This window comes from Corallococcus exercitus (genome assembly GCF_042231735.1).
GTDB classification, from domain to species: domain Bacteria; phylum Myxococcota; class Myxococcia; order Myxococcales; family Myxococcaceae; genus Corallococcus; species Corallococcus exercitus_B.
Map to the genome: position 1 here is coordinate 9,484,124 of NZ_CP102577.1, position 26,443 is coordinate 9,510,566.

A 26,443-nucleotide genomic window follows, 5' to 3' on the forward strand; every position below is an offset into this window, starting at 1 on the left:
CAGGTGTGGCGTTGCGTCACTGCGGGATGCTGAGCCGCAGGCGGAGCAGCGTCGCCTCCGTCCAGGCGCTCGCCTCCGGGCCTCCGGAGGTGGCCTGGGCGTCCAGCGAGGCGTCCACGGCGGCCTTCAGCCGGTCCGCGCGGGACGTCACCGCCGGGGCCAGGTCCGTCAGGATGTTGTAGGCGGGCGGGGTGGCGGCCACGCTGAACAACGCGTACATGTCCTGCACGTCGTTCATCACCGGCGCCACCTCCACGTTCATCAGGGTGTCGTAGCCGGAGAGCACCGAGTCGTCGCCGTACAGCAGGCCGCGCAGGTGCTCGTCGTGCTCCACCGACAGCGGCAGCGCCAGCGCCACGTAGGTCTGCCATGCCAGCCACGAGCCCGTCAGCCGCTTCGCCTGGACCTGCAGGCTGTCTCCACCCTGCGCCATCCGCGTCGCGATGGAGCCGTAGAACTGCTTCTGCTGGTCCTTGAGCACCTGCACCATCCGGGTGCGCACGCTGGCGCGCAGCGCGTCCCCCAGGGGGTAGTTCATGGGGGTGACGTTCCACTGCACGTAGCCCCAGCGCTTGGCCATCCACTCCTGCGGGTTCTGGGTGTTGTTGGGGTTGTACGTGGGCCGGTCCGTGCCGCGCACCAGCACGGTGAACTCCTGGCCGCCGGTGAAGATGTGGCCGTAGATCTTCTCCGACTTCACCGTGTTCGTGGCCGGGTCCCGGTACGTGTAGCGGACGTAGACGTTGGACTGCAGCCGGTACTTGCGCTCGTAGAGGCCGCCCAGGCCCGTGGCAACCTCGGAGTAGAGCTGCCAGCTGCCCTCGCCGCACAGGTCGATGGAGGCCTGGTCCACGTTCATGTTGTCCGCGATGAGCAGCGGGCGCAGCACGTCGTGGTTCCAGCGCGCCGGATCCACGTACGGCACGTCCGCCGCGCCGTCGCCGTTCCAGTCACCCCACTGGCCGCCCGCGCACGGCACGACGGGCTTGTCCCCCGGCTTCAGGTAGTGCGTGGACGGCTCCTGCTCCGGAGCGCCCCACAGGTCGATGCCGTACAGGCCCCGGTTGAGGTCGTTGCGCCACAGGGTCTCCGACTGCTCCAGCAGATACTTCAGCGTGGCCCAGTCCGCCTGGTAGCGCGTGTGCAGCGCGGTGAACAGCGGCTTGCCCATGCCCGTCAGCGCGGTGTCCAGCTTCGTGCCGGCGGTGATGAGCTGCCCGTGCCGCGTGGAGAGCATGGCGGCGCCGTGCACCGGCTGCTCCTCGAAGAGCTGCGCGTAGGCCTCCGCGCCCGCCATCCAGTCCTTGGGGCTGGACAGCCGCTCCGCGGCGAGCATGGACTGGCCCAGCTGGACGGGGAACTCGCGCAGGTAGTTGATGTTGTGGGAGATGCCCGTCGAGGACAGCTCGTCCGCGGGGCTGATGGCCGCGTTGGAGCCGCGCCCATCGACGCCCGCGAGGACCTCGGAGTCTCGCGATTCGTGCGCGCCCCACAGGGAGAAGTCCCCCTCCGCTTTCGCGAACTCCGGGTAGCCCAGCGGCACGGGGTGGCGCTGGTTCCAGCCCAGGTACAGCCACGCGGACTTCGTGAAGTCGTCGTCCTTCATGTCCTCGAAGTACGCGTACATGTTCTGGTCCACGCGGTTCAAGTCCGCCTGGAGCGAGTACAGCGACTGCTGGACCTCCTCCATGTTCTGGTTCAGCAGGCCCAGGTTCCAGTCCACCAGGGCGAAGCGCGACAGCATGTCCGTGTGGATGTCATGGAGCTTGCGGTCCACCCGGTCGAAGCGGCTGATCATCCGTCCCTGCATCTGTTCCACCAGCTGGTGGAGCTTGCGCACCTCCGCGAGGATGATCTGCTCGATGGGCGGCTCCGCCGGCTTGCGCAGCAGCGAGAAGAGCTGGAACACCGCGCTGACGATCTGCCCGCTGAACACCGCGGCGCTGACGATCTGGAAGCCCTTCTCACCCAGGCTGAGCACGCCCGCGACCTTCTCCGCGATCTTGATGGAGCTCTCCGCGTACTTCGACACCGCCTCCAGCGTGGTGTTGAGCGCCGCGCTGAACTTCACCAGGTCCGCGGCGAACTGCACCGACCCTTCGGTCCCGTCCAGCCGGAAGAGCTGGGCGATGATGCCCAGGCCCGTCGTCACGCCCTCGCGCACGCCGTTGAGCTGGTCCTTCAGCTCCGTGCCGCGCGTCTTCGCCTGCGCGATGGCGGCCTTGAGCGCGGCCTCCTCCGCGGCGGCGTCCACGGCGGCCGGCTCTCCCTCACCCCCCGCCAGGGCCAGCGAGGCCGGCGTGGGCTTCTTCAGCGCCAGGGCGGCGCGGTACGCCTGCTCCGCGATGTTCAGGTTGTTGAGCATGTCCGAGTACGCCTGCACGGCGTTGAGCCCCGCGGTGCTCGCGGTCCCCATGAAGGCGCGCGCCTCGGTCGGAGTGGTCACCAGCCTGCCGTTCACCAGCCGGGGCAGGACGAAGCCCGCCAGGGGCCCCAGGGGGTTCGACGTCAGCATCTGCGTGGTGGTGTGGACGGTGTGGACGCCCACGCCGGCGCCGATGCCGCCGCTGTTCACCGCGCCGGCCAGCGCGACGTTGCCCTGCGCCAGGTCATACAGCTTGCTCCAGGTCTCCTCCGTGAAGGCAGAGGCCGCCGCGTAGCGCTCCACCTGCGAATAGGTGGAGTCGAGCCCCTGCGGCGTGTCCAGGCCGTTCTGCATGCTGGCCAGCAGGGCACGTGCGTGGGCCCGCAGCGCCCGGCCGGGGGCGGTGGTGGCGGGCAGGGTGGGCTCGGCCTTCACGAGCATGCGCAGCATCACGCGCACCAGCGGGCCGGCGCCGTCCTTCGCGGGGTCGAACGCGTACGTGCCCAGCGCGGTGGAGAGCGTGTTGAGGTGCGCGGTCAGCTCCGCCTGCGTGAGGGCCGGGTTGTCGCGGGCCAGCGTGTACGCCGCGCCCGCCAGCAGGTTCAGCTTGGGAGCCTGCCGGGACATGGCGATGGCCGCGTAGATGCGCCGGTTCAGCTCCTGCGCGGACAGCGAGAAGGTGTAGGTGCACTCCGAGCAGGTGATGGGCGCGTCATAGACGGGCGCGCCCCGGCTGCCGGACGCCGCCCACTGCGCGGCGGCCTGGGCCTGCACCTGCGCCAGGGTGGAGCTGCCCGGCGCCTGGGCGTCCGTGAAGCCCGCGCCGCAGTCGGCGTCCGCCGCCAGCCCGTGGGTCGCGTCGCGGCAGGTGTTGTACAGCTTGGGCCCGCTGCCGGCGCCGCACGGACCGACCATGGTTCCGCACTGCGTGGCGTCCGTCACCCAGGCGCCGTTCACCTGGCACGTCTTCGGGTTCTGGCAGGCCACCGTGCACGCGAACTCGGAGGTCCCGCACTGCGGGCCGGTGCCCGTCGCGTCCTCGCCGGTGGGGTAGTTGGAATAGGTGATGTAGCAGTACTCCGGGCCCACGCTCGCGCCGCCTGAAGTCACGCGCCTGGTGCGGCCACCGACCAGGGACTCCTCGCCCGGCTGGTTGCCGATGTACCAGGTCCATGTGACGCCCACGCGGTCCGCGGCGTCCGGCACGCTCTGCCTCAGGTAGCTCCCGGCCTGGCGTTCGCACGAGAAGTCCGCGGTGGGATCCAACGGCATCACCACCTGCTCCGTGGTGCGCTCCTGGCCGAAGTCCGGGTGCTGGCACGCGCCATACGTGGTGCACGTCTTCGGCGTGGTGTCCTCGCCGCACGCCGCGGAGGCGGTCTGCGCGTAACACTCCAGGCTGTAGGTGAACTGGCCGGTACAGGCCCACTCACCGCTGGCGATGTCGTCGGGCGAGCACGTCAGGCCTTCCTTCGCGGTCTGGAGGCTGGCGGCGGGCTTCGGCGCCTCGGCACCCGTGGAGGCGGTATCACCACAACCCCAGAGGCCCAGCGCGGCCACCACGCCCGCGAGCCATCGCTGGCCTCGCGTGCGAACGGCGGTCCTTCGCGGACGCACCTCTCCCGTCAACGGCGTTTTCCGAGTCACTTGCATGAAGGAGCTCCCCCTCGATTGGGCCACCGTGGAGGGTTGCTGGTGGCCGGTCCGCTTCAATACGCAGCGGACCCGGATTCCTGGTCGTGGGGATTGTTCCTGGTGGTGTGGGCGCTGGCCGGGTGGGGTAGACCCTGGCCCATGAAGAAGAAGACTTCACGGCCCCCGGTCAGCGACCTGCCGTTCGAAATCCTCACCTGGTCCCAGGTTCGCGACGAGGTGAAGGCCCCTGGCAATCGCGAGGACGACGAGGACCGCGTGCTCGTCCTCACCGGGAACGTCGTCATGCCGCACGACCTGGGGCTGGACTTCCGCCAGGGAATCTTCGCGCAGGATGACGAGGACGCGCCTCCGTTCACCGGCCTCATCGTGCGAGGTGACCTCACCGTCGAAGGCTGCGTGCTCAACTGGGAGAACGACTTCGGCCCGTTCCTCCAGGTGCACGGCAACCTCGTCGCGAAGCGCATCGCCATTGGTGGCGCGCGGCTCCATGTCTCCGGCGACTTGACGACCGAAGACCTGGTGGCGGTCTACAACCACGGCAGCGTCTCCGTGGGCGGCAACCTCAAGGCCCGCACCCTTGCCTCGCATTACGCCTTCAAGGTGGCGGGCGCTGTCGATGCGCACCGCTACCTGGGCCAGGACTCGAAGGTGTTCGCGGTGGCCGGCGGGGTGGAGGACGTGAAGAACCCCTACGAAGGGAAGGGCGTCTTCGTTCCGGCGGTGGTGAGGGACGGCCGCGTCGATTTGGAGAAGGTGCGGGCCCGGCTGGCGGCGGGCAAGCCCGTCGCTCGCGACGCGTTCACCAGCATCCGGGAGGCGTTCCGTCAGCTCGTCGCGAAGAAGCTCGCGGAGCCCGACAAGGTCAAGAGCCTCACGCTGGAGGACAAGGGGCTCACGTCCCTGCCGGAGGAGCTCTTCCTGTTCCGCAAGCTGGAGAAGCTCAACCTCCGCCGCAACAACCTCCGCGCGCTCCCGGAAGCGCTGGGGCAGCTCACGGAGCTGCGCGAGCTGGACCTGCACGGTAATCAGCTGCTGGAGCTGCCGGAGTCCATGGGCGAGCTCAAGAAGCTGCGGGTCCTGGACCTGTCGTACAACTGCCTCTGGCGGCTGCCGGAGTCACTGGCCGGATGCGCCGAGCTGCGGCGGGTGAATCTGGTCAACAACCCCCACGCCTACGTCCGGCGGGCCTTCGGGAGCTGGAAGCAGGTCCAGCTCATGTTCGACTTCCCGGAGGTCCTCACGCGGCTGCCGAAGCTGGAGGTGCTCACCTTCGAGGGAACGCCGCTGCGCACGCTGCCGACGCGGCGCTTCGACAGCACGGCCTTGAGCAAGGCCACGGTCCTCAGGTCGCTGGTGACGCAGGTGGATCCGGAGCTGCACGCCCAGCTCCAGGTGGACGTGGAGCGCAGCCGGGAGAAGGCGGCGGCCCATATCGGCTACTGGTTCAATCCGGAGAACGTACGCCTGGAATCCTTCTACGACGCGAAGTCGGACCGCTACGACTTCGCGGAGCTCCTCGCGCTGCTGGCGCTGCTGCTGCGCATCAACATCCCCACGGCGGCACCCTACGAGGAGTCGCTGGAGAAGTTCCGGGCGCAGAGCCAGCAGATCGCCCGGCACCTGGACTGGGACGGCGACAAGCCCCGGCACGTCCACGCGCTCTTCGCGGCGCTGCGCGATGCGCTGGGGCCGCTGGGCGAGCCGTATCCCGGCGACGCGCTCATCGCGGGCCTGCGGGACGTCTTCGCGGCCCATGCCGGCTGAGCCCGCTGGTGACGCCAGACATCAGGTGATGAATGGCGTCATCGCGCCGGGCGCCATGTCGCGGGACGGGCCCGTCCCAAGTGACTGATTTCACGGGAGGGCACCGGGGCCCGGAGGCTGGCATGTGCCGTGCTCTTGGGTCCCGGCATGTCCATCTCCTCCCTGAACCGCGCGTCCTTCTCCCAGCCTCTGTCGAGCCCCTCCCAGCTCCAGCCGGCCGCCGTGGCGGGCACCCAGGCGCAGCAGCCCCGGAGCGACCTGCGGCGCATGCTCATGACGGACTCCTTCGAGCAGGGGCCCGGCCGGGCCGGCGGTGCCTCCGGTGACTTCGGGGCGCAGCTGGCGCAGGCAGTGAGCCAGCTCTCGCAGCTGGTGAAGGCGTTGGAGGTGCCGTCGCTGGGCGGCCTGGGCGAGGACGCGCCGACTGTCGCGCCCAAGGTCGGCGGTGCGGGAGCCGCGGCTCCCACCGCGAGCGCGGCGGCTCCGGCGCACCCCACGTACAACAGCGACGCGGGCCCCGGCTTCGGCCCGCCGTCCGCCGGCTCCACGGAGCCCGCGCCCGCGAACGCGCCGTGGCTGGCCAAGAACAACGTCGGGTCGCCCTACAACAGCAACATGCAGCTCATCGACGAGGGCCAGAAGGGCCAGTTCAAGTACACGAATACGTTCACCAACAAGACGAACGAGCCGCGGACCATCACCCTCTGGAACAAGACGGGTGAGAACGGCAACCCGAACGACGGGCAGAACTTCGACAAGAGCACGCCCAAGACGTTCACGCTCCAGCCCGGCCAGTCGCAGGTGGTGGCGTTCGACAGCAACAGCAGCGTGGCGTGGTGCGCGTCGAAGGACGGCTCGGCGAAGCCCGGCGCGAACTCCGGGCAGACCTGGGGCGAGGCGACGTTCGCGAACTCCGGCACGGGCTGGAGCGGCTTCGACACCAGCCAGATTGCCCCCGCCGGCCACAACGGCAGGATGTCCATCACCAACGAGGCCACCGGCAAGACCGTGACGGAGGCCAACGCCTGGCAGACGGAGAAGGACGACCCCGCCCTCCACGACGTGGGCGTCCCCGCCGGTCCGCTGAACCTCCGGACGGAGATTGGCTGAAGCTCAGTGGGCCTGGGGTGAGTCCAGGCCGAGCGCCGCCTTGCACGTCTTCGTGTACAGGTCCCGGAAGAGGTTGTCCGGGTCCGTGCGCTGCTTCACGGCCTGGTACGTGTCCTTGTTCCAGAGGCTCCAGAACGTCTCCTCGTCGTAGTAGTTGTACGAGATGAGCGTCTTGGTGCCGTTGACGCGCTGGAGCTCGTCCTCCAGTTCCTTGTAGACGTTGCGGCCCTTTGGCTGGGGCATGCCGTACACGGCGAGGTCCAGGAACAGCGGGTCCTTCATTCCGGACCACCATTGCGGCGTCAGCCACTCGTAGTCGCGCGTCCGTTTGAAGGGCACGCACCACACGGGGTAGTGCTTCATCTCGCGGTGGTACCAGTCCATGAACTCGGCCGTGCGTGAGAAGGGCACGAACACGTCCACGATGACCGGCGGGTCCTTCTTGGGCAGCAGCTGGGTGAAGCGGTTGGCCGTCCTCAGCACGCTGTCGGAGTGGATGAACTTCCCGAACAGCGCCCGCGCCACGAGGCTCTTCGGGTTGACGTGCGTGACGCCCCGGTTGTAGCGGAAGAGGTAGTCGTACGTCGGGAGGTAGTCCTCGCTCCGTCGCGGGATGCTCTCGCAGTACGCGGTGAGCCAGTCGTAGCGGTGCACGTACGGGGCCTTGTCCACGAAGTGGCCCACGCACAGCACGTGCTTCGTGGGCGAGAAGATCTGCCCGTCCAGGTAGTCCGCGCCCGGGTCCTGGAAGTGGTGCCAGATGCCCTGCTGGAAGGACTCCAGCGAGTCGTGTGTCTCGTTCGTCACCCGCACGAAGGGCGCGCAGCGCACGAGCTTGAAGCGCAGCTTCGACAGGATGCCCAGCGTCCCGAACGAGCCGTGCATCATCTCGAAGAGGAGCGGATCCTCGCGCGGTGAGCAGCGCAGCACCTCGCCCTTCGCGGTGATGACCTCGTACTCCAGACAGGTGTCGTGGAAGCCGCCCTGGCGGAAGGACATGGACTCGATGGAGCACCCCGCGATGGCGCCCCCGAGCGTGATGGTCTTGTGCTCCGGGACGATGTACGGGATGAGCCCGTGGGGCAGCGTCGCGCGCACCACCTCGTCGAAGGTGACCGCGGGCTCCGCCGTGCAGGTCATCCCCACGGTGTCGATGTCGAGGATCTGATCCAGGTCGCTCAGGTCCACCTTCTCATCGCGGCGCCGCGAGTCGAACCGCTTGGGGACGCTGTGGGGCGGGGACTTCTTCTTGAACGACGCGGGGCCCTTTCCCTTCCGCTGCCGCAGCTGCCGGGCGATGGCTTCCACCTTCGCCTCGTGAAGCGCTTCCGCCCGTGAAGAGACCTCCACGCGGGGACCACCAGTCACCGACTCCGTGAGCATCCAGTTCCTCCGATTAGGAGGAAGGGTGCGGATGATTCCGTGAAACGTGAGCCCTGACCTGTCGGCGCGGAGCCCTCACGTCCGGCATCAGGGCGTGCGGCCGGCCTGGAGACCGCGAAGTCCCGTGCCGCATCGGACCCGGGGACACTGGGCATCCACCCGGGCAGGAACAAGTCCCCGCAACAATTTGAGGGTTTTCACGAGAATTCCGTGCTTTGGGTCCACATGGGTCGTGCTTGACCCTTTCCCCCTGAACGGAGCTCCCCTCTTGATGTCGTTCCTCCCCCCTCTGATGTCCAGGCGCCGCGCGCCGGTCCTCCTGCCCCTGCTGCTGACCGTGGCCTGCGGCGATGCGCCGTCCGACGCGGACGCCCTCTCCGCCGTGGAGGGTGCCCTGGAGGCGCCCGTGACGGTGTCGTTCCAGGAGCAGGTCTCGCCGTCGGCGGCGTACACCGGCGCGTCGGACGCCACGCTCTCGCAGAACAGCCCCACCCTCAACGCGGGGGCGGACGGGTTGATCCGCCTGGACCGTGACTACCCCACGGGCTCAGGCAAGACGTCGAACGGCCTGCTGCGCTTCGACGTGAGCGCCATCCCCGCGAACGCGACGGTGCAGGCCGTCCGGCTGACCTTCAACGTGCGCAACTCCACCACCGGGGAGGGCTACCTCGTCTACGCCGCGGGCCGTGCGTGGACGGAAGGTCAGGCCACCTGGACGCTCGCGGCCACCGGTTCACCGTGGAGCGCGGCGGGCGCGAGCGGCGCGGCGGACCGGGGCGCTGTCTCCTTCGCCACGCTGCTGCCGGGCGCCACGGGCAGCTACGGCGTGGACCTCAACGCGGCGGGCATCGCGGCCGTGCAGGGCTGGGTCGCGAACGCGGCCACGAACCAGGGCTTCGTGCTGGACGCACCCACCAACCTGGACGGGCTGGAGCTGGACTCGTCGGAGGCCGCGACGCTCGCCAACCGCCCGAAGCTGACCGTGACCTACGCGCTGCCGGACGGCCAGGGCTCCGCTGGCAACCCGGGCCTCCCCGGCCTGGACAACACGGGCACGACGATTCCGGACACGAACTACGCCATCCCCTCGGGCGCCATCTTCCTCGCGACGAATGGCAGCGACAGCAACGCGGGGACGCAGGCGGCGCCAGTGGCCACCATCAGCCGCGCCGTCGCGCTGGTACCCTCCGGCGGGACCATCGTCGTGCGCGGTGGCACGTACCGCGACTGGCTCAACAACGGCGCGGGCAACTACCGGGTCGCGACGAAGCCCATGACCATCCAGGCGTACCCGCACGAACAGGTCTGGTTCGACGGCACGGACGTCAAGCCCGCCTCGGCGTGGACGGCGGACGGCGCGGGCCACTGGTACATGGACTGGAGCACGCCCAGCTTCTGCAACGGCGGCTACTACCAGTACAAGTACGACGCCCAGCCGACGACGAACACCGGGCCGTGCGCTCACTTCGACATGTACGGCGACCCGGCGAACCCCGCCGCGGGCGACCCGCAGATGGTCTTCATCGACGGGGCCTACGTGCACGAGGTGAAGACGCTCGCGGAGGCCACGCCGGGCAACTTCTTCTATGACTGGAACAACCGCCGCATCTACATCGCGACGAACCCCACGGGCCACACGGTGGAGGTCGCCGCGCGCCCCGTGGCCCTGGTGCTGGGCAACACCGGCTACGCGCTGAAGGGCCTGGGCTTCCGGCGGTACGCGACGAACGAGTACAGCGGCACCACGAGCGCGGCCGTCTACATCGGCGCGACGAACTCGCTGGTGGAGAACTGCGTCTTCACGCGGATGGCGGCGGGCTCGCTGAGCATCAAGCCCCAGGGCGGCGTGGTGCGCCGCTCCGTCTTCGCGAACAACGGCTTCACCGCCCTGGGCTCCAACGGCTCCACCAACTCCGGCACGGTCGTCCCGGACGGGCTGCTCCTGGAGGAGAACATCGTCAACGCCAACAACACGGAGCGCTTCGGCACCAACTGCTCGCGCTCGTGCGCGCAGGCGGGCGTGAAGATTGCCCACATGAATGGCTTCACGGTGCGCCGCAACGTCTTCGAGAACAACCTGGGCGGCGCGGGCTTCTGGTGTGACGAGGACTGCCGCGGCGGCGTCATCGTCAACAACATCTCCCGCAACAACAAGATCGGCATCTTCTACGAGGTGTCCGACACGGGGATCATCGCGTCCAACCTCATCTACGACAACACGTACGCGGGCATCCAGACGTGCGCGGCGAACACGAAGATCTACAACAACACCCTGGTGGACAACGCCGCCATCGACCTGTGGGTCTACGACGACGCCCGCAACGAGCAGGACCGGCGCGGCTCGGACATCGGGCCGGACACCGTGAACGTGCAGGTGGTGAACAACATCCTGTCCGGCGGGAACATCACCACCTTCAAGGCCTCGCGGTCGGACAACAACTTCACCAACACCGGCCCGAACACGTTCTTCTCCGCCATGGACTACAACAGCTACTACCGCTCCGGTGGCAGCGGGAAGTCGCTGATCAACTGGGTGGACACGGGCGGCGTGAACTACACGTCGCTGGCCGCGATGCGCGCGACCCATGGCTGGGAGTCCCATGGCCACGACCTCGCGTCCGGTGGCGACCCGTTCTTCGTGAACCAGGGCCTGCGCAACTACGCCGTGCGGTCCTCCAGCCCGGCGTACCTCAGCGGCAGCCCGCTGCCCGCGGATGTGGCGCAGGTGCTGGGGGTGCCCGCCGGCACGGTGACGAGCCGGGGCGCGTTGAGCTGGCCGGTGAAGTAGCGGCCTCGGGAGGGGCCGGGGCCCGGAACCCAAGCGCGGTTCCGGGCCTTGTTCTCAGCCGCTCAGGTGGCTTCGAGCCGCTGGCGCAGCTCCGTGGTGGTCAGCGCCGGTGTGCCGTCCCGGCCCATCAGCGTCTGGCCATCCGCGGAGTAGAGCGCCGGACGCTGGTACAGCGTGCGCAGGGCGCGCAGGTGGGGATAGACGATGGAGGACTGGGGGCTCAGCTCCCGCAGGTGCTTGCGCAGGAGCGGGGCGTACTTCGGGCTCTGCGCCGGGAAGATGTGGTGCTCCTGGTGGTAGCTGAAGTTGAAGTGCAGCCAGTTCATCACCGGGTGCGTCTCCACGCTGGCGGTGTTCACGAACGGGTTGTCCGTCTCCTCCGACGCGGGCTGCATCCAGTGGTTGGTGGCGATGTAGATCATCAGCGTGACGTTCCCGATGAGCAGCGGGAGCACCAGCGCGTAGAACGCGGCCCGGGGCCCCAGGACCCACCCGAGCGCCACCCAGCCGGCCGTGACGAGCAGCGTGAGGACGCGCTCCCGTGCGCGGTGCAGGTGCACGTGCTGGAACCCGGGCAGCCGGCAGTGGTGCCAGAGGAAGGCCTGGCCCTGCGCGGTGAAGAAGACGCTGAAGCTGATGAAGCTCAGCCAGTGCCCGGAGCCGGGGGACATCGCGTGGAACAGCTTCGCGAACCCCTGGGTGTGCCAGTCCGTCCTGCGCGGGAGGATGTCCGGGTCTCGCACGTGGACGTTGGCGGCGCTGTGGTGGGCCTGGACGTGCCAGGCCCTCCAGTTGCCCGGCGTCACCAGGAAGGGCGCGAAGCCCACCCAGCCCAGCAGGCTCTCCAGCCTGCGGCTGTGGAACACCGAGTGGTGCAGCGCCTCATGCGCGGCGAGCCCCACGGCGGTGATGAGCTGGCCCAGCACGAAGGCGATGAGGAGGCACGCCCAGTGGGGCAGCGTCCAGGTGCCGAGCACCCAGATGAGCGCGGCCTCCACCGGCACGAGGCAGAGCGCCACGATGCCGCGCAGGGGTTGTCGTTCGAAGGCCTCCGGGGGCAGCACGCGGCGCAGCTCCGAGCGGAGCCGCTTGGCTTCATCCGGGGGCAGGAGGAGGGAAGGGGCGGAGTCGTTCATGGCGGTTGCCTGTTCAGGAGAGGGGTTTCAGGCCATGGGGCGGGCGATGCCGCCTTCGACGAGCATCCGCAGGCGGCCCGCTTCGTCATGCGCCGCCACGGTGCCGCACTGGAGGAACTCTCCCTCCACGCGGGGGGCGAGCGCCTTCAGCGTGAGGCGGCGGGGGGCACGGGCGTCATGCGCCACCAGGTCGCGGTCGAACGTGGCCCGCTGGACGCCAATGGGGGCGAACACGTCGTTCGACACGCCCTCCACGTGCATCGCGCTCAGGCGCAGGGCCGCGTCCAGCACGAGCGCGGGCACGCCGTGGCCCGCCTCCCGGGAGACCTCCGGAAGCCCGAGCCTCGCGAAGCGGGCGTCCTGCTCCAGGCGGATCTCCTCCAGGCAGTCGAACATCTTGCGCAGTTCGATGGGGGAGCCCGAGGCGCAGTGCGGGTCGTGCACGGGCATGCCGTGGCCCGAGGCGCGGGCGGCCTCCAGCCGCGGCGAGGTCCGGGGGGGCTCGGCCGTCAGCGTGAAGCGGGCCTCGGCGTAGACGAGGTCGCGCTCCAGCACCACTCCGGAGGGGTGGACGATGTCGCCCGTCAGCTTCACCTGCACGCTGTGCTGGCCCGGGGCGTCGGTCAGCGGGGTGCACTCGGCGCGCAGGGACTGCTGGCCTCCCGGCTTCACGCGGATGAAGCGTGAGAACCGGACGTCCTCGATGGTGACGGTGCGCAGCTCGGGGCGCGCGTCATCCAGGGCCGCCTGGAACATGAGGTCCAGGGCCCAGGCGCCGGGCAGGGTGGGGGTGCCCCGGACCAGGTGGTCCTCCAGGCACGGGATGCTCGCCGCGTCGACCGTCAGGTCCCGTCGCGTGGGGCGGGGCGGCTCCGGGGTGCGCGGCGGCGGGGCGAGCACCTCCAGGCCGTAGAAGGCGCGCTCGCTCTCGGTGAGCTGGACGTTGATGGGTTGGACGGGCTGGCCGTCCACCAGCTGGAGGAAGAGCGCTTCGCCCTCGTCGGCGCGGATGCCGCGCAGCCGGCGGCTGGCCCCGAGGACCTTGTACTCCGAGCCGCGCGTCATGCCGATGCCGTCCCACGCGAGCCAGCCCACGCTGCACCACTGCACGTCCTGGCGCGCGTCGCTGACCCAGGCGCAGAGCCGGTCCAGCGCCTCGTTCGCGGCCCCGTAGTCCGCCTGTCCGTCATTGCCGATGTAGCTGAACGCGGAGGTCAGGACGTGGAACGGAACGGGGGCGGGGAGGCGGCGGGCGCACGCCTCGCGCAGGTTGCGCAGCCCCAGCAGCTTGGTGTCCAGCGTGCTCCGCAGCTCCGTGAGCCGGCGGCGGTGGAGCTTCTTGGAGACCTGCGTGCCGGCGCCGTGGACCACCAGGTCGAGCCGCCCGTGTTCACGGAGCAGCTCCTCCACGACGCGGTCGACCTCCTCGGGACGGGTGACGTCCGCGGCCCGGTAGGTCATCTGGCCGGGGAGCCGCGTGAGCCCGTCGAGCGTGGCCCGCAGCTCGCGCACGGCCAGGTGGCGCTCGAAGCGTGCTCGCAGCGCGGGCATCCGCACGGCGGGGTCGCGGGCGAGCTCGGAGGCGTAGAATTCGCGCTCCACGGCGCCCAGGTCCTCGTCGCGTGCCTGGAGCACGCGCTCGGGGGCGTCGGACGGGTCGCTGCGGCCCAGGAGGACGACCTTGCAGCCGTACCGCTTGAGCAGCGCCCCGGCGAGGACGGCGGTCACACCGCGCCCACCGCCCGTGAGCAGGACCACCGAGCGGGAGTCGAGCGTCGTGGCGGGCCGTGCAGGGACGTCCGTGGGCTGGAGCAGCCGGACGCAGCGGACGGAGCCGTCGAAGCAGATCTCGACGGGAGCGGAGTCGTCCCCGGTGGCCAGCTCGGAGGTGACGTGGTCGAGCGCCTTGAGAAGGGGGATCGCGGTCGTGGCGATGGCCCGGATGCCATGCGCCGGCACCTCGCGGCCCAGGGACTTGAGCAATCCGGCGAAGAGGCCGGTCACCGGGTGCAGCGTCCGGCGCGGACCAACGCCGCCGATGCACAGGCTCGCCAGCGCCACCGTGCCGGCGGTCAGTCCCGCATAGGCACGGCGGGCGGACAGGAAGAGCAGCTCCAGCGCCTCGTGACGCAGGGCCGTGTCCGCGATGACCGCGGACTCGCTGGCGTCAAAGGCCATCCGGCAGACCGCGACGATGACCTGTGGCTCGAATCCGAGCGCATCCAGCCCGGCCTCCGCGGTCTCCTCCCGCGTGAGGTCGATGCCATGGATCCGCGAGGCAGCGTCCGAGGCACCCGCGTGGACGATGCGGAACTCGGGACCGCAGGCGTCACGTGCCTGGGCCGCAAGCTCACGGGCCAGGGCTTCGTCCTGCGCGATGAACAGCACCCGCCGGCCGCGCAGCTGCGACACTCCGGTCGCCGGGGCCGGACGCTCGACGAGCACCGGCGCGTGGTAGCGGATGGGGGCGGAGTGGTCGAAGCCGTCGGAGGCCTCCGGGACAGGCGTGGAGGACACCCCCCGCCCGACGCGGTGGTCCAAACCTGTCCGACTGTCGGACAGGTTTTCACGGCCCGGATGGCTCGGTCGCTGGCCATCCATGGCGGGTGACGAGCCCGGTTCATTGAGGACCGTCAGCGGGCGTGCCTCAGCGCTCAGGGGGCTGGCGTGGTTCTCCAAACCTGTCCGACTGTCGGACAGGTTGGTGCGGCTCGGCTGGACCGGAAGCCTCCCATCCGCCGTGGGTGACGAGCCCGTTCCGTTCCGAAACGGCAGTGGGAACGCGTCCGCGCCGGGGACCCCACCAGGGTTGTCCAAACCTGTCCGACTGTCGGACAGGTTCGGGAGGTGCGCTCCCGCCGGGGCGCCCGGCCGGGCACTGAGTCCAGGACGAAGCTGGAGCACCAGCCGTGCGCCGGTCGCGGCATCCGGATGGAAGCGCAGCGTGGAGGCCTGTCCCTCGGCGGCGGCCCGCACCGCGCGGAGGACTTCCTGGGCCTCCCGGGCGGAATGGGGCGGCAGCATGACGCCCGGCCCGGAGCCCCCTTCTTCGGACATCCGCAGGTGGCACAGCGGCTGCAGACCTCGCGCCTCCGCCTTCGCGGCCGTGGTCACGGCGAGCATCATCATGCCCTCTTCAGGCATGGACGCGGCAGGGCCTTCTCCCGGGCGCCGCACGTGGGCGCTGCCCACGAGCACCAGCTCGAACCCGCTGTCCAGCAGGGCCCGTGAAGCCCGCAGCGACGCGGCCAGCGTGTTGGCCCCCGCGTCCACCACGAAGTTCGGCCCCTTGGTGTCCAGCGCTCCCGCCACCCGCCCCGGCGTGACGTTGGGCATCATCCCCTGGAGCGTGTAGGGGCCGGAGGGCCGCAGCGCACCCACCGCCGCATGCAGGCGGTCCACCAGCGGCAGGAGCCGTGCGGAGTCCGGCGCTCGCTGGACGTGCTCGCGCAGCCGGCGCCGCGTGGAGTCCGCCAGCACGCGCTGCGTGGCCTCCACGCCCCGGCGCGTCTTTCCCTCCAGCCCCAGGACGATGGCCGTCCCCGGCCGCAGCGACTCAAAAGCTCCGAGCTTCTTCACGACGTCGCTCGCGACGATGAGCCCCAGGTGCTGCGTGAGGTCCATGTCCTCGGTGATGTCCGGCAACAGCCGCACGGACGCGGGCAGCCGCAGGCCCCGGGCGTCGAAGCGCGCCTCCGGGAACATCCCCTCCGCGGCCACCACCACCAGCGCTTCGCCCTCCGTGGGCACCTCCCTGGCGCGCGGCGCGACCGTGCCTCCCCGGTACTCCTCCAGCACCAGGTGCGCGTTCGTGCCGCCAAAGCCAAAGCCATTCGTGGCGGCCCGGCGCGGATGCTCCCCGTTCTCCGGCCACGACTGCTCCCGCGTGCTCACCTCGAAGTCCGGCCCGAGCGCTCGCAGCCCCGCGCCCGGACGGTCGAAGTGGGACTGCGGCGGGAAGCTCCGGTGCTCCAGCGCCTTGCACAGCTTGATGACCGAAGCCGCGCCCGCGGCCCAACCGACATGGCCAATCAACGCCTTCACGCTGGCGAGCTGGAGGCCCTTGCGCTTGCCGCCGAAGACGCGGCCAATCGACTGCAGTTCGGTGGTGTCACCGGCCGGCGTGGCCGTGCCGTGCGCCTCGATGTACTGGATGGACGCCGGCTCAAGGGCAGCCGCCGCGTAGCACGCCTCCATCGCGGCCACCTGCCCATCCGCGCGCGGGACGTTGGCGGAGCTGCTGCGCCCGTCGCTGGAGAGCCCCGCGCCCCGGATGACCGCGTGGACCCGCAGCCCCTTGGACACGGCATCCTCCAGGCGCATCAGGCCCACCACCCCCGCGCCCTCGCCGAAGATGACGCCGTCCGCGCGCTCATCGAAGGGCCGGCTCCCCGTCGCGGAGAGCCCCTTGAACTGGGAGAACAGGCAGCTGTTGCCCGGGCCCGGAGAGAACACCCCGCCCGCGAGCACCAGGTCGGCCTCGTCACGCTCCAGGGCCTTCATCCCCAGCGCGATGGCGTAGAGCGAGGACGCACAGGCCGCGTCCAGCAGCATCGTGGAAACGCCCGGACCCACGATGTCCGTCACCACCGCCTGGAGGGTGGGGTGCGGCGCCAGCTCCGCGGACGTGGCGCTGCCCCCCAGGGCCTCACGCATCAGCGCGGAGAACTCCAGCGCCATCTCGCCTCGTGCACGCAGCAGGGCCTCGCCCGCCTCCAGGCACAACGCGTCGTCGTACTCGGGAGAGCCGTCCGCGGTGGAGCCGAGCAGGCACTGGATGCGTCCAGGCCCACGCGGCGCCGTGGACCGCAGGGACTCCATCGCCTGGGTGAGCGCGATCGCCAGCAGTTGCTGCTCGCGGCCATAGCGCTGGAAGCGGTCCGGCGACAGGCCCGGGGGCGGGACGAGGTCCGTGTCCAGGACCCGCCCGGTGAGCAGCGTGTACGTGCGGTCCGGAGTCACCGCCGGACCCACGAAGTCCACGACCTGGTCGGGATGATTCAGGCCCGTGTCGACGATGCCGCTGATGCCCCGCTGGATGTTCCTCCAGTACGTCTCCGGATCCTTCGCGCCGCCCGGAAGCATGCAGCCCAGGGACACCACCGCGATGCCCGGCGCCACGGTCTCCGCGTCCCGAGCAACGGGAGGCGCGGCCGGAGGATCCGCGGGCAGCGCGCGGTCCAGGGACGTCAGCGCCACGGACGTGTCCGCGGGGAGGATCCGCTGGACGATGCGCGTGAGCCGTCCCCCCGTGCCGCAGTCCACGAACCGGGTGCAGCCCGCGCCCACCAGCGTCTCCACCGCGCCCGGGAAGTCGAAGGGACGCACCAGGTGGGACGCGAGCGCCCCCGCCAGCTCGGACCGGCCGCCTCCGTACACCCTCCGCTCGATGGGGGAATAGATGGGCCCCCGCGCCGGCTGCACCGTGAGGTCCGCGAGGCTCGCGCGGAACGCCGCGACCGCGGGTGCCAGGCCCGGGTGGTGGAAGGGATACCGGCTGGAGATGAAGGTGAAGCCCTTGCCCTGCCGCTCCAGGAACGCGCGCAGCTGCTCCAGCTGCTCACGAGGCCCCGCGACCACGGTCTGCCGCGAGTGGTTGCGGCCCGCGACCTCCAGGGTCCGCGCTCCACTCTCCGCCAGCGCCCGCACGGTCTCCGGCTCCGACAGCGCGACCGCCGCGAGCGTCCCCAGGTCGTCCGGCACCGTCTGGAGTGCCCGGATGCGACGGCACACCACCTCCGCGCCCGTGCGCAGGTCCAGCGCACCGGCCGCGGTCATCGCCGCGATCTCCCCGAAGCTGTGCCCCACGAACACGTCCGGCCGCGTGCCCTGACGCTCCATCCACCGCGCGCCCAGCACGCCCGACAGGAAGATGCCGAGCTGATCCAACAGCGGCGCTGCGTCCAGCGCCCGGCCCACCTGGGCGACGTCCTCCGCCGCGAGCAGCGGCGCCACGTCGATGCCCTGGGCACGGCACGCCTCCGACACTGCCTCCAGCTCCCCGCGCAGCTCCGGCTGGAGCGCCTTCAGCTGGAGGAAGAGGGCTGGCTCGAACGTGCCCTGTCCCGCGAACAGGAACGCCGTGGCGTTGGCGGGCAACGTCAGGCCCGGCTCGGGAAGGCGGACCGTGCGGGAGACCCCGCGCGGAGCGGTGTCCGCCAGGAGGGTCCTCGCCAGCTCACGCACGGCTTGCGGGAACAGCGCCTGGACGCCCGCGCCTCCCTGCAAGGCGCGGTCGCGGAAGCTCTTCGCGCCCACCGGCTCATGAAGGGCCGCGAGGGCTTCGAAGCTGCGCTGGAAGGACTCCGGGAAGGCGCGCAGCACGCCCTGCCGGTCCGCGCAGAGCACGGTCTGGTAGCCGCAGGCCACCGGCGTGCCGTCGCTCTTCAGCGTGCGGAAGCAGAAGCGCAGGGACACCTCGCCCCGGTCCTCCAGCGACGTGAGGACCACCAGCCGGTCCCCCAGCGACGCCGGGGCGAGGTTGCGCGAATAGCCCTCGTAGGTGAGCAGCAGCACCTGGTCGAAGTCGCGCCGGAACTCGGGCACCTCGAAGGCGTGCGGGCTGAAGAGCAGGTGCTCCCGGCCGGCGCACTGGAACTTGAAGTTGGTGAGGAAGTGATGGCTCCCGTAGGCCATCGTGTCATCGAAGTGGATGTCGTACGGGACGGCGAAGAAGTCCATGGTGGTGGCTCCGGAAAGGGGGACGGATCAGGACGCGCGAGCGGCCGGCAGCAGGCCGTCCACGGTCCCGGAGAGGCCGGCGTCCACCACCCAGATGGCGCCATTCACGCGCTGGGTCTTCGGCCCCAGCAGCAGCTCGGTCACGTCCGCGACGTCGTCCGCGGTGCACAGCCGTCCGCCCGGCGTCGCGGACTCCCAGCGCGCCACGCGCTCCGGTGCGTCCGGGAACATGCCCAGCAGGTCCCCGTGCACGGGCCCCGCGGACACGCAGTTGGTGCGGATGCCGTCCGGCGCCAGCTCCGCGGCCAGATAGCGCGTGAGCGACTCCACGCCCGCCTTCACCACGCCCTGGCAGCCCAGGTCGTGCATGTACCGCTGGGACATGGACGTGGACATGGTGACGATGCTCCCGCCCCCGCGCGCGGCCATCAGCGGCCGGGCGCGCATCGCGCACTCGTAGGTGCCGGTGATGCAGGTGCGGAACGCCTTGTCCCAGTCCCGCGGCGCGATGCGGTCGAACGGACCGATGAGCCCGTTGGACGCATTGCACACGAGCAGGTCGAGCCCGCCCAGCTGCTCGCGGATCGCGGAGAACATCCGCTCCAGGTGCTCCTCCTGCGCGACGGAGCCCCACAGGTGGAGCGCCTTGCCGCCCGCGTCCACGATGTCCCGCGCCGTCTTCTCCCCGTCCTCGCGGGAGTGGAACGAGTTGACGACCACCGTCGCCCCCGCGCGCGCCAGCCGCGTCGCGATGACCCGGCCAATGCCCTTCCCTGAACCCGTGACGAGCGCGACCTTCCCCGCGAAGGGCTGCTCCGTGCGCGACGGCAACGGCGCGGGCGCGGCGTGCACGGGCGCGCGAGGCCTGGCCTCCGGAACGGACGGCGTGGACGGCAACAGCGCGCGGGCCGCGTCGGCGATGGCGGCCATCGTGCGCAGGCGCTGCGAGGGCTTCGGGGCATCACCCAGCCCCAGTTCCTTCATCAGCACGGCCATCACCTCCGCCTGCTTCACGGAGTCGATGCCCAGCTCGTCCTCCAGGTCCGCGTGCGGCGTGAGCAGGTCCTCCGGGTAGCGCGTCACGCGCGCGAACACGGCACGCACGCGCGGCAGGAGGTCGGCAGTGCCGGTGCCCGCCTTCGTCGCCACCACGGCGGGCACGGTCGCGACGGGCGCCACAGGCGGCTGCGCGGGCGCGACGTGGAGCGGCGGCGTGGGCTCCGTGCCCAGCGCCTCCGTCACCGCTCCGGCGATGGCGCCGAGCGTGCGCGCCTTCCCGTTGCGCGGCAGCCGGTCCGGCGGCAGGTGGAACTCGCGCGCGATGACGGCGGCGATCTCCGCGAGCTTCACGGAGTCGATGCCCAGCTCATCCTCGAGCTGCGCGTGCTCCGTCAGGATGTCGAGCGGATAGCGCGTGACGGACGCGGCGCACTGGCGCACCTGCTCCAGGATGGTCGAGGAAGTGGATGTATGGGATTGAGAAGAATGCGCGGACATGATGGCCCCTGCCGGTTCAATGCGTGACGGGGCGCAATGTGCAGGTGGGGTCTGACACGCATCGCGACGTGACAAACACAGCACGCAGCAATCAAGGAGGCGGCGAAGACGCCTCGCGAGCACGCCGCCAGCCGAGCCACAGGGGAATGAAAAGCGAGGGCAGCGTGAGCAGGTCCGTGACGTCCACCGTGTGCTGCGTGGCCCGGACCGGAGGAATGCGCACGCCCGCGAGCCAGGCCCGCAGCGCGAAGAAGGGCCACTGCAGTCCACCCAGCGCCCAGCGCCACGCATCCCCCGCGGCCGGTGAGAGCTTCGTGGCCGCGAAGCACAGCCCCGTGAGCACGACCGCGCCCACGAGCACCGCGAACGACGGGCGGAATTCCCGCGCGCGAACGCGGGACGCCTGCTCCCACAGCGCCTGGAGGAGCAGCGGGAACATCGCGAGCCCGGCGACGTCGGAGAGCTTCCCCGTCCACCACGACGGCCAGCGCGCCTTGAACACGTGGTCGTTCAGGACGAGCAGGACCACGGCCACCAGCACCACGGGGTGCAGCAGGCCGCTGGCCGGAAAGGATTTCGTCCCGGGGGTGGTCACGCCCTCGCGCATGGGGGGCACTGTCACACCCGAGGCCGGGCCAGGGAAAGTCCCGTCATTGCGAGGACTTGGAAGGCGCGGCGGAAAAATAAAAGGCCGTGTCGATTTTCCCCGGCCCCATTCGTTGCCCTGGGGAAGGCAGCCTCCAGGAGCCACGACGATGCGATTCATGATCATCCGCAGGGCGGACAAGGACACAGAGGCGGGCGTCCTCCCGGACGAGAAGCTGCTGGCCGCCATGGGTGCCTACAACGAGGAGATGGTGAAGGCCGGCGTGATGATCCAGGGGGAAGGGCTCCATCCCAGCAGCAACGGCGCGCGCGTGAAGTTCACGAACGGCAAGCCGGCCATCATCGACGGCCCCTTCACGGAGACGAAGGAGCTCATCGCCGGCTTCACGATCATCCAGGTGAAGTCGAGGCAGGAAGCCCTGGAGTGGCTCAAGCGCTGGCCGTCCATCGACGCGGGCGGCAACGTGGAGCTGGAGCTGCGTCAGATCTTCGAGGACGACGACTTCGGCGCCGAGTTCACGCCCGAGCTGCGCGAGCAGGAAGCGCGCATCCGCGAGCAGGGCGCGAAGAACCGCCGCTAGTCGCGATGGGGCCTCCGCGTGACATAGGCTGCCGCGCTTCCAGGGCCGGAGCGGAGGCAGGTGCAGGGATGTCCCAGCGGATGGTGCTGCTGTGCGCGGTGTGGCTCATGGCATGTGGAGGCAAGCGGGTGCCCACGGGGCCTGGCTCGCCGCCGGACCGGCTCGAGGACGGCTGGGCCGTGGCCTCCTTCGAGGACGCGGGCGTCCAGCGCCCCTGGTTCGACGCGCTGGAGCACGACGTGTCCGAGGGCACGGTGGAGGTGCCGGACGCGGTGCTCGTCGCTCGCGGCGGCCAGCTCGTCTACGAGCGCTACTGGAACGACTTCACGCGGGAGAAGGCACACGACCTGCGGTCCGCCACGAAGAGCATCACGTCGCTGCTGGTGGGCATGGCGCACGAGCGCGGCCTGCTGCCGGACCTGGACGCGCCCGTGCTCCCGCTGCTGCCACACCTGGCCCCGGTGCGGAACCCGGATCCGCGCAAGGAGCGCATCACGGTGCGGCACCTGCTCCAGATGCGCTCGGGGCTCTCGTGCGATGACTGGGATCCCGAGTCACCCGGGAACGAGGAGCGGATGCACGACACGGACGACTGGGTCCGCTTCATCGTGGACGTCCCCATGCGGGACGAGCCCGGCACCGTCACGCGCTACTACACGGGCGGCGTGGTGCTGCTGGGCGCGGTCCTGGAGCACGTCAGCGGCCGGTCCGTCACGGACCTCTCCCGCGAGTGGCTGTTCGCGCCGATGCAGGTCCAGGACTTCACCTGGCAGCCCGCGGGCAAGAAGGGCACGGACACCGGAGGCCACCTGCGCCTGCGTCCGCGCGACTTCCTCAAGGTGGGGCAGCTCGCGCTCGACGGCGGCGTGTGGCACGGCGAACGACTGGCTTCCGCGGTGTGGGTGACGGAGTCCGGCAAGGCGCTGGGGCCGCTGGGCGACGCGCAATACGGGCTCCTGTGGTGGAGCACCCGCTTCGTCATCAACGGCACCCCGGTGGAGGTGTCCTTCGCGCGGGGCAACGGGGGACAGTACGTCTTCGTCGCGCCCTCGCTGGGCCTCACCGCGGCCTTCACCGGCAGCCACTATAATGATGAGGCCGGCTCCGCCATGCCCCTGGTCCTGTTCGGACGGTACGTGCTGCCGGCGGCGCTCGGGCTGGAGCGGCCTGGGGCGCGGGGCTACCGGGACGTGCAGTAGTCGCGGCTGTCACCGTCACAGGCCTTCTTCTTCAACGCCCTGGCGCGCTCCACGTCCCGCGCCACCCCATGGCCCTTCATATAGAGGTCGCCGAGCGCCCCACAGGACCCGGCCGCCTCTCCCGAGTCACAGAGCGCGGCGAACAGCGTGGCGGCCCGAGCGGCGTCGGCCGGTACGCCGGTTCCCTTCAGGAGCGCCTCCGCGAGGGAGAGACATCCCTCCGGCAGCTTGAGCGCGCAGGACTTCTCGAACAGCGCGGCCGCCTTCGCCTCGTCGCGCTTCACGTCGGGCGAGCCCCCCGCGGAGGCCATGCCCAGCTCGAAGCAGGCACGGCCGTGGCCGCCATCACACGCCTGCTGCTTCAGGAGGTGGGCACGTTGCTCGTCCTGCTCCACGCCACGGCCCAGGGTGTAGAGGCCGGAGAGCTCGAAGCAGCCGGCGGCCGCCCCTCCCGCACAGGCGCGCTCGAGGAGCTTCACCCCGCTGGCCTGATCCGGCTCCATCCCCTGGCCCTGGAGCTTCATGACGCCCAGGGTGGCGCAGCCGGAAGCGCTGCCGCCGTCGCAGGCCTTCCGGGCGAACTCCGCCGCGCGTTCCTCGTTCCTGCTGGCTTCGTTGACTTCCAGGTACTGCGTCGCGACCAGGGCGCAGCTGGGGGCGTGGGAAAGCTCGCAGCCCTTCTTGCCGAACTCCCGGGCCCTCCCGAGGTCATGGAGCTTCCCACCTGGCTCCGCGGAAAGCGTCGCCACGCGGAAGCACGCCTCCGCGTGGTGGCCCTTGTTGCAGGCACGCGCGTACAGCACGGCCGGGCGGGTGAAGCTCTTCTCGGGGCTGGTATCCCTCTCCGCCTTCAAGGCCTCCTCGAAGCAGGCCGCCCCGTCTCCCTCCTCGCAGGTGCGGGCCTTCGGGGCCTCCGGGGCAGGGGGCGAAGCCGGGGCGGGGGACGCGCTCGGGCTGGAGCAGGCGGCGAGCCAGCCCCCGAGCACACAGGCCGTGAACAGGGCGAAGTGACGAAGCGGGCCGCGCTGTCCTCTGCCGAACGATGAAGGCATGGGACCCATCAAATCCCGACGGGCCCTCCGTGTCACGGATGACCGGGCTCCGGGCAATGGGCAACTTCCGCCCTGGCATGGCACCTCCGAAAGCACCGCGCACCGGCAAGACTCCCGACCCCTCCGGCTTCGTCCGCGTCCGGGGCGCCCGGGAACACAACCTGAAGCACGTGGACGTGGACATCCCGCGCGACGCGCTGGTGGTCTTCACCGGCGTGTCGGGCTCCGGCAAGTCGTCGCTCGCCTTCGGGACGCTCTACGCGGAGGCGCAGCGGCGCTACTTCGAGTCCGTGGCCCCGTATGCCCGGCGCCTGATTGATCAGGTGGGCGTGCCGGAGGTGGACGCCATCGACGGGCTGCCCCCGGCGGTGGCGCTCCAGCAGCACCGGGGCGCGCCGACGTCCCGCTCGTCGGTGGGCAGCGTGACGACGCTGTCGAACTCCGTGCGCATGCTGTACTCGCGCGCGGGCACGTACCCACCGAAGCTGGGCCGGCTGGACTCGGACGCGTTCTCCCCGAACACGCCCGCGGGCGCGTGTCCGAAGTGCCACGGCATCGGCCGCGTGTTCGAGGTGACCGAGCGCTCCATGGTGCCCGACGACCGCCTGAGCATCCGCGAGCGCGCCGTCGCCGCGTGGCCGCCCGCGTGGCACGGCCAGAACCTGCGCGACATCCTGGTGACGCTCGGCTACGACATCGACAAGCCCTGGCGCGACCTGCCGAAGAAGGACCGCCAGTGGATCCTCTTCACCGATGAGCAGCCCTCCGTCCCCGTCTACGCGGGCTTCACCTCCGCGGAGGTGAAGCGGGCCATGGCTCGCAAGGAGACGCCCAGCTACATGGGCACCTTCACGGGTGCGAAGCGCTACGTGATGACCACCTTCGCGACGACCCAGAGCGCGATGATGAAGAAGCGCGTCGCCCGGTACATGGTCGCCAGCGACTGCGACCTGTGTGAAGGCAAGCGCCTGAAGCGTGAGTCGCTGTCGGTGAAGTTCGCGGGCCACGACATCGGCGAGCTGTCCCGCATGCCGCTGGAGCAGGTCGCGGAGCTGATCAAGCCCACGGCGGAAGGGAAGGGGAAGGACGCGGAAGGAATGGCCCGCGAGCATCCGGAGAAGGTCATCGTCGCCCAGCGCATCACCAAGGACCTGCTCGCGCGCATCCAGGTGCTGACGGACCTGGGCCTGGGCTACCTGTCCCTGGAGCGCAGCACGCCCACGCTGTCACCCGGGGAGCTTCAGCGCCTGCGGCTGGCCACGCAGGTGCGCTCCAACCTCTTCGGCGTGGTGTACGTGATGGACGAGCCGTCCGCCGGCCTGCACCCCGCGGACACGGAGGCGCTGCTCACGGCGTTGGACCGGCTGAAGGAGGCGGGCAACTCGCTGTTCGTGGTGGAGCACGAGGTGGACGTCATCCGCCACGCGGACTGGATTGTCGACGTGGGGCCCGCCGCCGGTGAGCACGGCGGCCGGGTGCTCTACAGCGGCGTGCCGGAAGGGCTGGCGAAGGTGGAGGCGTCCCGGACGCGGCGCTACCTCTTCGAGGAGGAGGCCCTGCGCCGCCGTTCACCCCGGAAGGCCACGGGGCGGCTGCGGCTGGAGGGCGTGAAGCGCAACAACCTGCGCGGGCTGGACGTGGACTTCCCGCTGGGCGTCTTCACGACGGTGACGGGCGTGTCCGGCTCCGGCAAGTCCAGCCTCGTGAGCCAGGCGCTGGTGGAGCTGGTGGCGGCGAGGCTGGGCCAGACGCTGACGCCGGAAGAGGAGGAGGGCGAGCCGCTGGACCGCGAGCCGGTGATGGCGAGCGAGGGGCACATCGCCGAGGGCATGGACGCCATCAAGCGGCTGGTGACGGTGGACCAGAAGCCCATCGGCCGCACGCCGCGCTCCAACCTGGCGACGTACACGGGCCTCTTCGACCACGTGCGCAAGCTGTTCGCGGCGACCCCGCTGGCGAAGTCGCGCAAGTACGGCGCGGGGCGCTTCTCCTTCAACACGGCGGGCGGCCGCTGCGACACGTGCGAGGGCGAGGGCTTCGTGAGCGTGGAGCTGCTCTTCCTGCCCAGCGTGTACGCGCCGTGCCCCACGTGCCACGGCACCCGCTACAACGCGAAGACGCTGGAGGTGCGCTACCGGGAGAAGAACATCGCGGAGGTGCTGGGCCTGACGGTGGACGGCGCCTTCGACTTCTTCACCGCCGAGCCGCCCCTCCAGCGGGCGCTCAAGGTGCTGCGCGACGTGGGCCTGGGCTACCTGCGCCTGGGCCAGCCCGCGACGGAGCTGTCCGGTGGCGAGGCCCAGCGCATCAAGCTGGCCACGGAGCTGCAGCGCACCCAGCACGGCGACACGCTCTACGTGCTGGATGAGCCCACCACCGGCCTGCACCCGGCGGACGTGGACAAGCTGATGACGCAGCTGGAGGGACTGGTGGACGCGGGCAACACGGTCATCGTCGTGGAGCACGACCTGCGAGTCATCGCCGCCAGCGACCACGTCATCGACGTGGGGCCCGGCGCGGGGAACGCCGGGGGCCGCGTGGTGGCGCAGGGCACGCCGGAGCAGGTGGCGAAGGTGAAGGAGAGCCGCACCGCGCCGTACCTGGCGCGGGTGCTGGGACGCTGAG

The 26,443-nt window shown here is 70.5% G+C and carries 13 protein-coding genes; 6 read left to right on the forward strand and 7 right to left on the reverse strand.

Translation table 11 applies throughout. The features are described from left to right. Positions 1-16 precede the first annotated feature (16 nt). Entirely contained in the window at positions 17-4,018 is a 4,002-nt protein-coding gene (locus NR792_RS38255; protein WP_375757623.1) for a hypothetical protein, read from the reverse strand. 141 nt (positions 4,019-4,159) lie between these two features. On the opposite strand from NR792_RS38255, the gene NR792_RS38260 reads away from it, so the two are divergent. After that, positions 4,160-5,785: a hypothetical protein gene (locus NR792_RS38260; protein ID WP_375757624.1), complete on the forward strand. Its 1,626-nt coding sequence runs from the start codon at positions 4,160-4,162 to the stop codon at positions 5,783-5,785. Positions 5,786-5,932: 147 nt separating this feature from the next. Beyond that, positions 5,933-6,895, forward strand: a complete 963-nt coding sequence (locus NR792_RS38265) for a hypothetical protein (RefSeq protein ID WP_375757625.1) — start codon at positions 5,933-5,935, stop codon at positions 6,893-6,895. Between the two features lie 3 nt (positions 6,896-6,898). Here NR792_RS38265 and NR792_RS38270 read toward each other — a convergent pair whose 3' ends face one another. Further along, entirely contained in the window at positions 6,899-8,278 is a 1,380-nt protein-coding gene (locus NR792_RS38270) for an FAD-binding oxidoreductase (protein ID WP_375757626.1), read from the reverse strand. Positions 8,279-8,570: 292 nt separating this feature from the next. Here NR792_RS38270 and NR792_RS38275 point away from each other — a divergent pair, with 292 nt between their 5' ends. Next, positions 8,571-11,066, forward strand: coding sequence for a DNRLRE domain-containing protein (locus NR792_RS38275; RefSeq protein WP_375757627.1), 2,496 nt, complete (start codon positions 8,571-8,573; stop codon positions 11,064-11,066). A 62-nt stretch (positions 11,067-11,128) separates the two neighbouring features. On the opposite strand, the gene NR792_RS38280 is transcribed toward NR792_RS38275, so the two are convergent. The 4 genes from NR792_RS38280 to NR792_RS38295 form a co-directional block, all read right to left on the reverse strand. Then, entirely contained in the window at positions 11,129-12,202 is a 1,074-nt protein-coding gene (locus NR792_RS38280) for a fatty acid desaturase family protein (RefSeq protein ID WP_375757628.1), read from the reverse strand. Between the two features lie 27 nt (positions 12,203-12,229). Beyond that, positions 12,230-18,883, reverse strand: a complete 6,654-nt coding sequence (locus tag NR792_RS38285; protein ID WP_375757629.1) for an SDR family NAD(P)-dependent oxidoreductase — start codon at positions 18,881-18,883, stop codon at positions 12,230-12,232. 27 nt (positions 18,884-18,910) lie between these two features. Next, positions 18,911-20,380, reverse strand: coding sequence for an SDR family oxidoreductase (locus NR792_RS38290; protein ID WP_375757630.1), 1,470 nt, complete (start codon positions 20,378-20,380; stop codon positions 18,911-18,913). A 91-nt stretch (positions 20,381-20,471) separates the two neighbouring features. Next, positions 20,472-20,987 carry a hypothetical protein gene (locus NR792_RS38295; RefSeq protein ID WP_375757631.1) on the reverse strand — a complete coding sequence of 172 codons (516 nt, stop codon included), beginning with the start codon at positions 20,985-20,987 and terminating at the stop codon, positions 20,472-20,474. Positions 20,988-21,135: 148 nt separating this feature from the next. Here NR792_RS38295 and NR792_RS38300 point away from each other — a divergent pair, with 148 nt between their 5' ends. Then, positions 21,136-21,567: a YciI family protein gene (locus NR792_RS38300; protein ID WP_375757632.1), complete on the forward strand. Its 432-nt coding sequence runs from the start codon at positions 21,136-21,138 to the stop codon at positions 21,565-21,567. Between the two features lie 68 nt (positions 21,568-21,635). Then, complete coding sequence (locus NR792_RS38305) at positions 21,636-22,766, forward strand: serine hydrolase domain-containing protein (protein WP_375757633.1); 1,131 nt, start codon at positions 21,636-21,638, stop codon at positions 22,764-22,766. Here NR792_RS38305 and NR792_RS38310 read toward each other — a convergent pair. After that, a complete protein-coding gene (locus NR792_RS38310) occupies positions 22,748-23,818 on the reverse strand; it encodes a tetratricopeptide repeat protein (protein ID WP_375757634.1) in 1,071 nt (356 codons plus the stop codon). The two genes, NR792_RS38305 and NR792_RS38310, sit on opposite strands and share 19 nt — an antisense overlap. A 77-nt stretch (positions 23,819-23,895) precedes the next feature. On the opposite strand from NR792_RS38310, the gene uvrA reads away from it, so the two are divergent. Next, positions 23,896-26,442: an excinuclease ABC subunit UvrA gene (gene uvrA, locus NR792_RS38315; RefSeq protein WP_375757635.1), complete on the forward strand. Its 2,547-nt coding sequence runs from the start codon at positions 23,896-23,898 to the stop codon at positions 26,440-26,442. The last annotated feature ends 1 nt before the right edge of the window (position 26,443 follow it).

What these genes read in the sequence shown, in the direction of transcription:
- NR792_RS38255 (WP_375757623.1), bottom strand. Translation starts at nt 4,018, where the DNA reads ATGCAAGTGACTCGGAAAACGCCGTTGACGGGAGAGGTGCGTCCGCGA.
- NR792_RS38260 (WP_375757624.1), top strand. Translation starts at nt 4,160, where the DNA reads ATGAAGAAGAAGACTTCACGGCCCCCGGTCAGCGACCTGCCGTTCGAA.
- NR792_RS38265 (WP_375757625.1), top strand. Translation starts at nt 5,933, where the DNA reads ATGTCCATCTCCTCCCTGAACCGCGCGTCCTTCTCCCAGCCTCTGTCG.
- NR792_RS38270 (WP_375757626.1), bottom strand. Translation starts at nt 8,278, where the DNA reads ATGCTCACGGAGTCGGTGACTGGTGGTCCCCGCGTGGAGGTCTCTTCA.
- NR792_RS38275 (WP_375757627.1), top strand. Translation starts at nt 8,571, where the DNA reads ATGTCCAGGCGCCGCGCGCCGGTCCTCCTGCCCCTGCTGCTGACCGTG.
- NR792_RS38280 (WP_375757628.1), bottom strand. Translation starts at nt 12,202, where the DNA reads ATGAACGACTCCGCCCCTTCCCTCCTCCTGCCCCCGGATGAAGCCAAG.
- NR792_RS38285 (WP_375757629.1), bottom strand. Translation starts at nt 18,883, where the DNA reads ATGGACTTCTTCGCCGTCCCGTACGACATCCACTTCGATGACACGATG.
- NR792_RS38290 (WP_375757630.1), bottom strand. Translation starts at nt 20,380, where the DNA reads ATGTCCGCGCATTCTTCTCAATCCCATACATCCACTTCCTCGACCATC.
- NR792_RS38295 (WP_375757631.1), bottom strand. Translation starts at nt 20,987, where the DNA reads ATGCGCGAGGGCGTGACCACCCCCGGGACGAAATCCTTTCCGGCCAGC.
- NR792_RS38300 (WP_375757632.1), top strand. Translation starts at nt 21,136, where the DNA reads ATGCGATTCATGATCATCCGCAGGGCGGACAAGGACACAGAGGCGGGC.
- NR792_RS38305 (WP_375757633.1), top strand. Translation starts at nt 21,636, where the DNA reads ATGTCCCAGCGGATGGTGCTGCTGTGCGCGGTGTGGCTCATGGCATGT.
- NR792_RS38310 (WP_375757634.1), bottom strand. Translation starts at nt 23,818, where the DNA reads ATGCCTTCATCGTTCGGCAGAGGACAGCGCGGCCCGCTTCGTCACTTC.
- uvrA (WP_375757635.1), top strand. Translation starts at nt 23,896, where the DNA reads ATGGCACCTCCGAAAGCACCGCGCACCGGCAAGACTCCCGACCCCTCC.